This is a genomic window from Cyanobacteria bacterium FACHB-DQ100 (assembly GCA_014695195.1).
Lineage (GTDB): Bacteria > Cyanobacteriota > Cyanobacteriia > Leptolyngbyales > Leptolyngbyaceae > Leptolyngbya.
This window is the reverse complement of sequence record JACJNW010000023.1, coordinates 151526-162169: the sequence shown is the minus strand read 5'-3', so window position 1 is coordinate 162169 and position 10644 is coordinate 151526. Positions and strand designations below refer to the sequence as shown.

Here is a 10644-nt window from a genome sequence, read left to right as displayed (position 1 = left end):
TAGGCGAGTTTCCGCGCTTGAAGAACTTCCATTAAGATGTTCTTTTGACTTGCATTTGAGGATCAAAACCAGTGAGTCCAGAAACCCTTGTAAAATCTCCCACTCCCGCACCGTTTTCGATCGCAGAATTTGACGATTACGTCATGACCACCTACGCCCGCTTCCCGTTGACTTTGGTTCGCGGGTCAGGTTGCCGCGTGTGGGATGACCAAGGACGCGAATATCTGGATTTTGTCGCTGGAATTGCCACTTGTACCCTCGGTCACGCTCACCCCGCCCTGATCGAAGCCGTCACCGAGCAAGCCAAAACTCTGATCCACGTCTCCAATCTTTACTACAACGCACCCCAAGGCGAACTGGCGAAATGGCTGGTTGAGCATTCTTGTGCCGATCGCGCCTTTTTCTGTAACTCTGGAGCCGAAGCCAACGAAGCTGCGATCAAACTCGCTCGGAAGTACGCTCACACCGTCCGCAATATCTCCAACCCCGTAATTATCACGGCAAATGCCAGTTTCCACGGACGGACCCTTGCAACCATCACCGCAACCGGACAGCCGAAATACCAGCAAAACTTTAATCCGCTCGTTCCCGGTTTCCACTACGTTCCGTACAACAACCTGGAAGCCCTGAGAAGTGCGATCGCTGAACTCGACCAATCGGAACCCCAAGTTGCCGCAATCATGCTGGAAGGCTTACAGGGTGAAGGCGGTGTGCGTCCGGGCGATCGGGCTTATTTCCAAGCGATTCGTCAAATTTGCGACGAAACAGGCATTCTCCTGATCCTGGACGAAGTGCAGGTCGGCATGGGACGGAGTGGCAAACTCTGGGGTTACGAAAATCTCGGCATCGAACCCGATATCTTCACCTCAGCAAAAGGTCTAGGCGGTGGAATTCCGATCGGTGCAATGCTCTGCAAATCCCGTTGCAATGTTTTCGCACCCGGAGATCACGCCAGCACCTTTGGCGGCAACCCGTTTGCCTGTGCCGTTGCGCTTGCGGTCTGCCACACGATCGAGCGCGAAGATCTGCTCGCTCACGTCCAAGCGCGGGGCGAACAACTGCGATCAGGACTGGCTCAACTGGCTCAAAAATATCCATCGCGAATTGCAGAGGTTCGGGGTTGGGGACTGATCAACGGTCTGGAACTCACAGCAGACAGCGCCTTTACTGCCGCCGATGTGGTTAAAATCGCAATTCAAGAAGGCGTTCTGCTCGTGCCAGCCGGTCTAAAAGTCCTGCGCTTTGTCCCCCCGCTTATCGTCACCCCTGAGGAAATTGATCGCGCCCTTGCCGCAGTCGATCGTGCCCTCACCGAGTTGGGCTAACTCTCTCAGACTAGAAGACTCTAAATCTAAAAATCTTCTTCAATTTGGAGAGCTTCCTTTTCTCAAAGTCCCCCAGTCGTGGGGGATTTGGGGGCAATCCAACGCTTTCATCGAAGCAGCTCCCTATCAATCTTTTGCCAAATGTCCTCCATTCCCTATAATGGAGGACTGTAATAAATCCTAATCTGAACTAATCGGAGATCAAGCGATGTCACGTCGATGTCAACTCACTGGCAAAAAAGCCAATAACGCAATGGCAGTGTCTCACTCACACCGCCGCACCAAGAAACTCCAAGAAGCCAACCTGCAAGTCAAGCGCATTTGGTGGGAAACGGGCAAGCGCTGGATCAAACTGCGCCTCTCCACCAAAGCCATCAAAACGCTAGAACACAAGAGTCTGGACGTGTTCGCTAAAGAAGCAGGGATCGATCTGAGCCGCCTGTAGAACGTTTGCCAAATAACATAGGCAGATTCGCAACAATTAACTTTTTGCACCGCAAGCATTGATTCTCCGATCGCTTAGGTGTTTTTGCGGTGATGTCTAGCGTATAAAACTGGGGTAAGCTTTCCACGGCTTCACCCCAGTTTTGCTATCTTCATTTGCTAAAATCCTTGTGCCTGATAGCGTTCCCTGGCGAATGGGTAATCTACATACATCGCGCTTTCTCTCGATCAAGAAACCGCGCCACTCTGAGACGCACCGAATATCCAACATCATCCTACGTAGCTTACCGGACTCATCCTTTAGCTACTACCGATCGTGAGAGCGCGTGTCTTCTCGGATGACCTTGCCGCAAATTATGAAGACAGTAGAAGAAGTCACTCGGCAGTGATGAAGTTTTGATTAAATTCAGACCATCATCTTGCCTCTTCCTCAAGGAAAAATCAGACGATATCTAGCAATAGATTTCGTCAATTTAATTTTCTTTGCCCCTGTTGATTTGCGATCGCGAATTGCCCCTTCGGATCGAGTGTTGTTCGATCGTCACTTTTGTTTCTGCCAATTCAGCAGCTATGTCAAATCGCAAACTTACATTCCAGGGCTTCTTCCGCAAAGGCGGAAGACTCTACCGCAAGATCACAAAATCTTTTGTAAATAGAGTTCTGCGCTACGTTTTGCTCTATCAGCGTCGAGGCAAGCTTTCTACATCAGGCTTTATCTTGCCGACCACAGTTCTGCTGATTTTAGTTGTAGCGCTGACGGTCGGCGCGCTCACGTTCCGGGCATATAACCGCAATGTGCAAGTAATTGGCGAAGCGCAGCAGCGAGTGATTTACAACGCCGCGACTCCCGCTATCGATCGCGCCCGTTCCAAGCTCGAATTCCTCTTCGATGCCACTAAAGATACACGCTTGCCGAGCGGTATCCCTTCACAAGCGACGCTCGAAGCTATGCTGCTCAACAATGACACCATGCCGCGCAGTACCAAGCCAGGTGGAGAAGCCTTCGCGCAGTTGCCCTACAAAGATGCAAGTGGCAACCAAGTTGATGCGTACACATTTCCTGATGAAACCCGCATCGACATCAACAAAGATGGCAAAGTCGATAACGCCTGGTATTTCCGTACAGATACCAATGGTGATGGCAAACTCGATACCCAGGATTCCACGGTTGTTTACTCGATCGTCTTAAATACACCCCTCCCCGACCTAGCGAACAGCAGCGCGGGTACTCCAGCAAAATCGATCGCAACTAAAATGCTGGAAGAAACAGACGATGCAGTCAAAGCTGGAAATCGCTGGGTCAGACAAGCACCGCTCAGCGTCGATGGGGCTTTAGGTTGCGCTAGAAACTCTGGTGGCGGCAATGCGGGGCCTGAAGGCTGGTTTGAAGACAAAACTACCACCTCGAAATTACGAAAGAATTTCCAAGTCGATGCGCTAGTTATTCCGGGCAACGCAGGCGGAACGAAAGCCACACTGGAATTTACCCAAGATCGCGAACTCGATCGCGGCAACAAATGGGGAGCCTGGTTCCGCCATGACTTAGAGATTTATCCGGGTGCCGATTTCAGGTGGAATGGCGCAATGCACACCGAGGGCAACTTGATTATTGGGGCTGGGCTGAAGGCTGACGGAGCACCAGAACCTCAAGACAAGTTCACCGCGTACCTGATCAGTTCTCCGTCTTCCTGCTTGTTCACACCATCGGCTTCTGAAATTAGTGTGACCGATCGACGGGAAGGAAAAGATGATTTGCTCGGACTTGTGGTAGCAGGGGCGATGCAAGATGGTCAATCAAATACCAATGACAGCAGCACCATTCACCTTCACAGTAACACTCCAGATAATGGTAATAGCCAAGTCAAGCTCACCAGTACAACAGATAACGTCTCAGACGAAGCTGGACAAGACTTGTACCGCATCACGACTGATCCAGAAGCCGTTCTGCTGGAAAATGGCTACACGAACGTTCCGGTCGCTGCAAACATTAGCAACCAAGATCGCAATAATCGGGTTAAGAACGTAAATCCAGCGAAACAAAATCTGCCGGATCTGAAAAGAGGTAGTCTGCCGCAGCGGGTTGTTATTGAGAAAGCGGATGCGCCTTATGTAGACGACTTGTATCGAGCGGATAACCTCTGGGGACCTAAGCCCAAGTACGGCAGCGAACCGAATAAAATTGTGCCGGATGGGAAGTATGGACAGCCGATCGATTCAGGCAATACGGTCATGCTCAACGATACAGTCGCCCCAGATGATGCTGAGGCTTCAGGCGTTGGGCTGGATGGCTACTGGGAGCGACGTGCGCGTGTGACAGGGCTGAGACTGTTGGTAGGACAGCGACTAGAGCTTGGCAACCTGTTCACCTGGTATGCACCCCGAAATCCAAACGGGGATAACTATGTGGCAAACAGCAGCGCTACGGTTGATCAAGATACTTACGAACACGAGGGAGACCCGCTCTATCCCGTCACGGTCAAGCCGTATCCCGTCACTCCAACCGGACAGCTTTCTCATGTCGATCTGCATCGCCGATCGCTGCGTGATAATCTGTCAGCAGTTCAAAGCACCGCCGTCTATCATTCTGCCGAAGATTTAGATTATCCGGTAGCTTGTCTTGCAACCACTTCACATCCTGGAACCGTTTGGTCACTGCGGCAGACAGTCACATTCCGTCCGTCTGAGTTCTTTGGCACAAACGATAGTGGTGTCGCAGATACCACGGCAACTTCTCTACTCACCAACTTCTTTACAGGAGTCGGAACGAATGGATGGGAATTTACAACTCCGGGCGGAGATTACAGCGGCTTCCTAACCGCAGTTCAAAACGAAACTGGTTCACTGCGGTTAGCGCTACAAAACTTGGCGAATTTCGCAGGTGATCACCAAATGATCGGAAGCGTCCTCAAGAGCGGCGCGTTTCCTCCTACGCCAAATGCAGCAGAAATTCACCCTTACCCAGCGCTTTCAATGTGGGGAGACTACTCTAATCTGAAACGCGCACTTGCGAACTTAAAAGCTGCTAACAACGATTTCACTAAGCTCAGCATCGCCGATCGCACCTACATTCAAACGGCATCTTGTACGCTCGGAATGTTGGCTTACAACATTGATCGTATCCAGAAATTCGATCCCAGCGCGATCAATGGACTAAATGCACCAAACGATATAGACATGGGCAGCAGAGGTAACAACAGACAGCGCCTGATGGCAAAACTGGGACGCGATCTCTGGAGGCTCATGGATGGAGTAAACGATGGTGCGACAAGCTCCAACCCAGAAGTTCTCCCTAGAGAGCAGCTTGCAACCTATGACTACTCTGTGGCGGGAAACCGCAGAGCAAACCTGTATAACCCTAAAGATTATCAAGGCGTAACCCCAGAGGCGCTAATCGGTGCACTAAGACAATATTTGTTAACCAGAGGAACGGCAACAAACGGAGACAACCTTAGACCAGATCATCCAGAGTTCGTGGCTGAGATGCGACTGGCAGAGACAATCATGCTCAATCATCAGATTCGCCGCGATCGCACCTATGGATTCAAGCCATCACCCAGATTCGGACAATACACCGTCTTTCCAGGGGGGATGAATAATCCAATCACAATGCCAACGGCTTGCGACCCCGATCAATTTGTTTTCACTGGTGGTCTAGATGGTGACACTGATCTCAGAACTGGGATGTCGGCAGATCCCGTTCTTTCCAGATCCTCAACGACGCTAAGTGCCAGTGGATTAGCTCCTGTTTCTCTACCCACAGATCCGAGAGACTACAACACGGTCTTCCCTTCTTCCAGAGGCAGCAACGGACTGAAACGTGACCTGGCTTATTATCGATTTGCCTTGTCGAAACTGTGCGGAACACTAGATGAGAGCGGAACCCAAGTCTTGCCCAAATTCCCTGCTCTTTACTATCTGTTCCCAGAGGTTGATCACGACTATAACGGTGAAGGGTCTACAGACGGCTTTGATCATGCACAACCCACGACTGAGCCTTACATCGCAGACAGCTATGTGGCTTCGATTCAAGCTGAATTCAAGCGAATCAGTAGCACGAAAGCAACAGGTCGAGCAGGTCATCCCAGCGTGTCATTCACGTTGCCGATTTGTCCGCCGAACACCAATACTCCAGTTTGCAATGCGTACAACGATCTCAGCCGTAAACCGGACGATCGCAATCCCGCAAGTCCAACAGGTGAATCGGTTAGGGTCATTCCGATCGAAGACTACTCGGTAAGCAGCATCGCACTCACCCCTCGTCCGACAACAATGATGGATTGGGATCTACCAACCAACAGCTCACCCAGAAGTTTTGCAACGAAAGCAAACTTCTCAACCAATATCATTCTCAAAGCAGACAGCCCCACCGGAAGTCTAACCCGTGTTGCAGTTCCATTCCTCGATCGAGCGTTCTTCGATGGACGACAGTTAATGCTGGTGCGGACACTGGACGTTGACTTAGGAATGCTCCGCAGTTCGCAAGTTGGATCAAAAACTGCGGTCTGGCTACCTCAAAGCGGGATTGTCTACGCTTTCCGGGAAGATGCCGTTCGAGAAGATGCGATTTCTAGACCCGCTTGTACAACAACGGGCTGCGAGATGGATTTGCGAGATCCGGCAAATCCGAAAGATCCAAAAGTGAGACCCGTCAATCCTGCGCCCCCCAGAACCACTCAAAGCGATCTCAATTCTGGAGAGAACGGCATTTCGACAAAATCGGTCGATCGCTTCCCCGATCCCGATCGACGAATGCACGGCTTCCGACTCCGCAATGGGATGCAACTCAAGCGCAATGACAGTCTTGAAGGCACAGCTATTAATGCTGCCGACAATATCAAGGGATTGTCGTTCTTTACCGACCAGCCCGTATACATTCAGGGCGACTTCAACCACCATCAGGACGGTGACGACGATACAACGGGCAACCGTTTAGAGGAGTTTGATGGGACTGTTGCAGCTCAACTTCTGAATGACGATTACTCGAATTTCTACACCCGCAACAGGCCTGATCCGAACTTTGCAGCACCGAATAGAGATCGTTGGCGACCGTCAGAAATTCTGGCAGACAGCATCACGATCTTGTCTAATGGCTTCTGTGACGGCTCGATCGCGGATACGTTCGTTCGTTACAATCGCGATACCAACACGGATGTGATCGGGAACGGCTTCAGTCTCGGCGGCACTGCGAGATACCCAGTCCCAGATTCTTTCCCGGTATCTGTTACGAACTTAACGGATACGAATAGGAAGCGCGACTATTACCACGAAAACAGCGGCTTGTTTGACCCTGGTTGTGCCGACGCAATCAACACCTCTTTCCACAACCAGAATCGCCCTGCTCAGCAAATTCTAGCGAAGACCGCAGGCAACCGAGACGGTTGGACTTGGGTGCGTGAGAACTCCCGATATGATGCGATCGCAGAACGCCGTGGTGACATAAACGCATCCAACCCCAATACCACACAGCACTTTGTTGACATCACTGCCCCGATCAAGATTTCACGGTCTGGGCAACCGCTAGTGGTGCGTGCTAGAGACATTACGGCGGGCGATTCCAACACACCAGGGGTGCGCGAAAAACCGCTTCCGCCTGTTGCCTTCAACGTTCTATTTCCCGAAAGAGCTTACTACGGCTACGGTCAGGACGTTGGTGAGAATAGTGTCTATGCCAGCTATGGAACAACCGACGGCATGAGAGAACCGAATCTATTAAATGCGCTTGAAACCCGAGTCAACTCCATCATTGTGAGTGGCATCAATCCCTCACGTTCAAAACAGGGCTACGGGGGCTTACACAACTTCCCACGATTCTTAGAAGATTGGGACAGTAAACAATTGTTCTTCTCAGGCTCCTTGATTCAACTGAGCTACGCCAACTATGCAACCTCTCCGTTTGAGCTTGAGAACATCGAACCATCGCTTTCTAGCTGGGGTGCCAACTTAGCATCTGATCCGGACAAACAGAATATTCCGTATTACAGGGCACCCAAGCGAAGCTGGGGCTACGACGTCGGGCTGCAATTTAGTCCAGCTAGCCCTGCTGCTGCCCGCTTTGTCTCGGCAAGTAAGAATCGGAGTGAGTATTACGTTGAGCCGCCTGCAAGCGATCCGTATATTGCCAATCTATGCAATGCAGCAAAATCGGCTCTCAATCTGAATACAAGCTGTCCAAGTAAGTGAGGAGGTTGAGATGGTATCCAAATTCACAAAGCGACAAACACCTCTCCCCTCTAGACTGGGGGCGCTCCGCCTTATTCACAACGGCACGATCGCTAAGCAATCAGATGCAGGTTTAACGCTGATCGAGAGCTTAATTGCGATCGTCGTGATCGCCATCACAATGGTCAGCATCACTCCCCCGATTTTCTGGGCAGTCGCCTCACGAGTGCAAGTCCAACGGGCAGAGCAAGCCTTAAAGCTGGCACAAGGCGAAATCGATCGTGTCCGGGTCATCATCGAGCGCGGCGAAACTGCCAATCTTCCTCCCTCTGTAGCGAATTTAACCGAAGCAGATGTGCGTAACTCTACTTCAGGTCGGTTCCCTGCTGCACCCAATACTGCTGGAACTGGAGTCATCTCTACCAGGGCTTGTACCAATGTTGGTAGCATTCCAAGCGCGATCGGAACGTTCGCTCAATTGGATACAAATGGTGACTGTGTTGGCGATTATCTGCTGCAAACCTTTCGTAGCCAAGGATTTGACCAAAATGGCAATCGATTTGAAGGCACAACAGGGCAAGTTCTCACAGGATTTGTGATGGGTGTTCGAGTGTACTCGGCGATTGCAAGAGACGAGTTAACTGCACAGCGAGGTGAGACGCAGCCTGCTTCTTTGCGCGGCACAAATGGTCTTGGCAATCAGCGTAACCGTCCCTTAGCCGTCCTCTACTCGACGATCGTTCGCAGCAGCGAGAGCCAGAATCTAGAGCTTTACCGCAAGCTCTGTCCAGCCGCAAGCCAGACGACTGGAGCCTGCTAAGTTTGGCATCGCTAAATGCAAGGATACCTTGTTCTTCTTACAGAACGTGACAATACTGCCCGATTCCTATCAAGGTTCGGGCAGATGCAAGGCTTTTATTCTCGTCCAGCAATGCTCTAAATCCCTGCCCAACCTTACTGTAGAGAAGAAATGATTAAGTCATTTTTGAAGCGATACCAAAAACACCATCTCCGTACCAAAGCAGGTGGGTTTACGCTTTTAGAACTCCTCGTTGCGATGCTCGTGGGTTCACTCATTTCGGCTGGACTCTTGTATATCGTGGTGCAGCTCATTGAAACGAATCTGCGCGAATCGGCTCGAAGCGATACCCAGCGCGATTTACAAGCAGCAATCGACTATATAGCCCGTGATGTGCGCGAAGCCGTCTTTGTGTATGATGGCGACTGTTTGCTCGATCGTCCAGCCAGCCCGAACAACACGCGCTGCCCTGGATTAAGGAGTTACTTACCCGAAACTATTGTTGGCACCAGTGGTTTCGGCACGACTAATAATGTTCCAGTATTGGCATTTTGGCGCGTTGATCCACTGCCCGATGAACTAAAGGCTGTTTGCACTAGAAATAGCGATGCTTATTCCAGTTCGGCTGCGCTTCCTGCTGCGATTCAGAACGTCCCCTGTCTGTCTGAGCGAATGTACACCCTCGTCGTCTATTCGCTCAACCGGGAAACCACAGGTCGTGTGAGTCGCGGTCGCGCCAGAATTGTGCGCTACCACCTGCCTCAATTTACGGGGAGTAGTGTTCCCACAACAGAGTCGCCAGCGCCAGTTACAGGATGGGTCAATCCACGCGGAAGAACTGACGGAAAAGAAACGAGTTTTCTCGCTTGGCCCGTTGAGCGGTCTTCGCTGTCGCAGACGACCCTAGTTCCACTACAAACCAGTAGACCCGTAAGCAATAATACCAACACCTTACCGCTAACAGACTTTGTAGACTGGGTTGGATTGTATAACCCATCTGACTCGTCTGGTAGAGGACGAGCGCCTAATCGATCAACAGAAGGTCTCGTTTTGACTCCACGGGACGGAGCTTCAGCCACAGCCGATCCTCCACGCGGTTTTTATGTCTATGTTCGGGGAGGAGACCGAGAAGGCGATCTCAATCAGGAAGTTGTCATCCGAATTCAGGGAGATGCGGCGGGTAGACCTGGTGTACCGGATATCGGGGCTACAAATCGCCCCAGAGTGCCCATCGCGCTCGAAACTCGTGTCTTGACTCGCGGTGTCACCAACAAAACGCAGTAATGCCTTACTCCAGGTTAAATTTATGCAAAGGCAATCTTTTTTCAAATCTGACTCTACGACAAACGGCTTCACCCTACTGGAAGTGCTGATCACCATGATTTTGATTGGGATATTGTTTGCGATCGCGGCTCCAAACTGGGTTGCATTCATCAATCAACAGCGAGTGGGTTCGGCTCGGAGTCAAGTCGCTCAAGCAATTCGGACTGCCCAGTCTCAAGCACAACAGACCAAAGTGAATCGCGCAGTCGTGTTTGACAATAACAATGGTCAACCTCGATATGCGATCGTCGCTGCAGCGAATAACTCAGTTGATATCAATCAAATTACCAATTGGCAAACGCTCAGTGATGGCAGCATTCAACCTGGCATCATTCGTCTTTGGGGCGATCAAGGGACTGATCGAAACAGAGCAACTCTGATTTTTGATGGTTACGGTGCTATTGTCGCTAGTCCGGTGCCTTACGCGATTACGATCGGAGCCGCGATCGGAGTCAATCCAAGGCGATGTGTCTCCGTCGAAACGTTGCTAGGTGCAACCGCAGAAAATTCAGATGCAGCATGCCCAGCAGCGCCTTAATTTTGGAACTTGAATTTTGTGTTAAAGCGCTTAAATTTGAGTCCTGAATTGATAGG

6 protein-coding genes are annotated in these 10644 nt (G+C 50.9%); all 6 read left to right on the top strand.

The genetic code is table 11. The features are described 5' to 3' along the window. Positions 1-71: 71 nt before the first annotated feature. The 6 genes from H6F51_08885 (at position 72) to H6F51_08860 (ending at position 10588) form a co-directional block, all read left to right on the top strand. On the top strand, positions 72-1325 hold the full coding sequence (locus H6F51_08885) for an aspartate aminotransferase family protein (protein MBD1822611.1): 1254 nt from the start codon (positions 72-74) through the stop codon (positions 1323-1325). A 208-nt stretch (positions 1326-1533) separates the two neighbouring features. Continuing rightward, positions 1534-1770: a 50S ribosomal protein L28 gene (locus tag H6F51_08880; GenBank protein ID MBD1822610.1), complete on the top strand. Its 237-nt coding sequence runs from the start codon at positions 1534-1536 to the stop codon at positions 1768-1770. A gap of 569 nt (positions 1771-2339) precedes the next feature. Next, positions 2340-7949 carry a hypothetical protein gene (locus H6F51_08875; protein MBD1822609.1) on the top strand — a complete coding sequence of 1870 codons (5610 nt, stop codon included), beginning with the start codon at positions 2340-2342 and terminating at the stop codon, positions 7947-7949. Positions 7950-7959: 10 nt separating this feature from the next. Next, a complete protein-coding gene (locus H6F51_08870) occupies positions 7960-8748 on the top strand; it encodes a type II secretion system protein (GenBank protein MBD1822608.1) in 789 nt (262 codons plus the stop codon). A gap of 150 nt (positions 8749-8898) precedes the next feature. Continuing rightward, a complete protein-coding gene (locus H6F51_08865; protein ID MBD1822607.1) occupies positions 8899-10011 on the top strand; it encodes a prepilin-type N-terminal cleavage/methylation domain-containing protein in 1113 nt (370 codons plus the stop codon). A 22-nt stretch (positions 10012-10033) separates the two neighbouring features. After that, positions 10034-10588 carry a prepilin-type N-terminal cleavage/methylation domain-containing protein gene (locus H6F51_08860; GenBank protein MBD1822606.1) on the top strand — a complete coding sequence of 185 codons (555 nt, stop codon included), beginning with the start codon at positions 10034-10036 and terminating at the stop codon, positions 10586-10588. Positions 10589-10644: the final 56 nt, after the last annotated feature.

Bases quoted from the DNA above. Each gene is read 5' to 3' on its own strand.
- H6F51_08880 (MBD1822610.1), top strand. From the start codon at position 1,534: ATGTCACGTCGATGTCAACTCACTGGCAAAAAAGCCAATAACGCAATG.
- H6F51_08875 (MBD1822609.1), top strand. From the start codon at position 2,340: ATGTCAAATCGCAAACTTACATTCCAGGGCTTCTTCCGCAAAGGCGGA.
- H6F51_08870 (MBD1822608.1), top strand. From the start codon at position 7,960: ATGGTATCCAAATTCACAAAGCGACAAACACCTCTCCCCTCTAGACTG.
- H6F51_08865 (MBD1822607.1), top strand. From the start codon at position 8,899: ATGATTAAGTCATTTTTGAAGCGATACCAAAAACACCATCTCCGTACC.
- H6F51_08860 (MBD1822606.1), top strand. From the start codon at position 10,034: ATGCAAAGGCAATCTTTTTTCAAATCTGACTCTACGACAAACGGCTTC.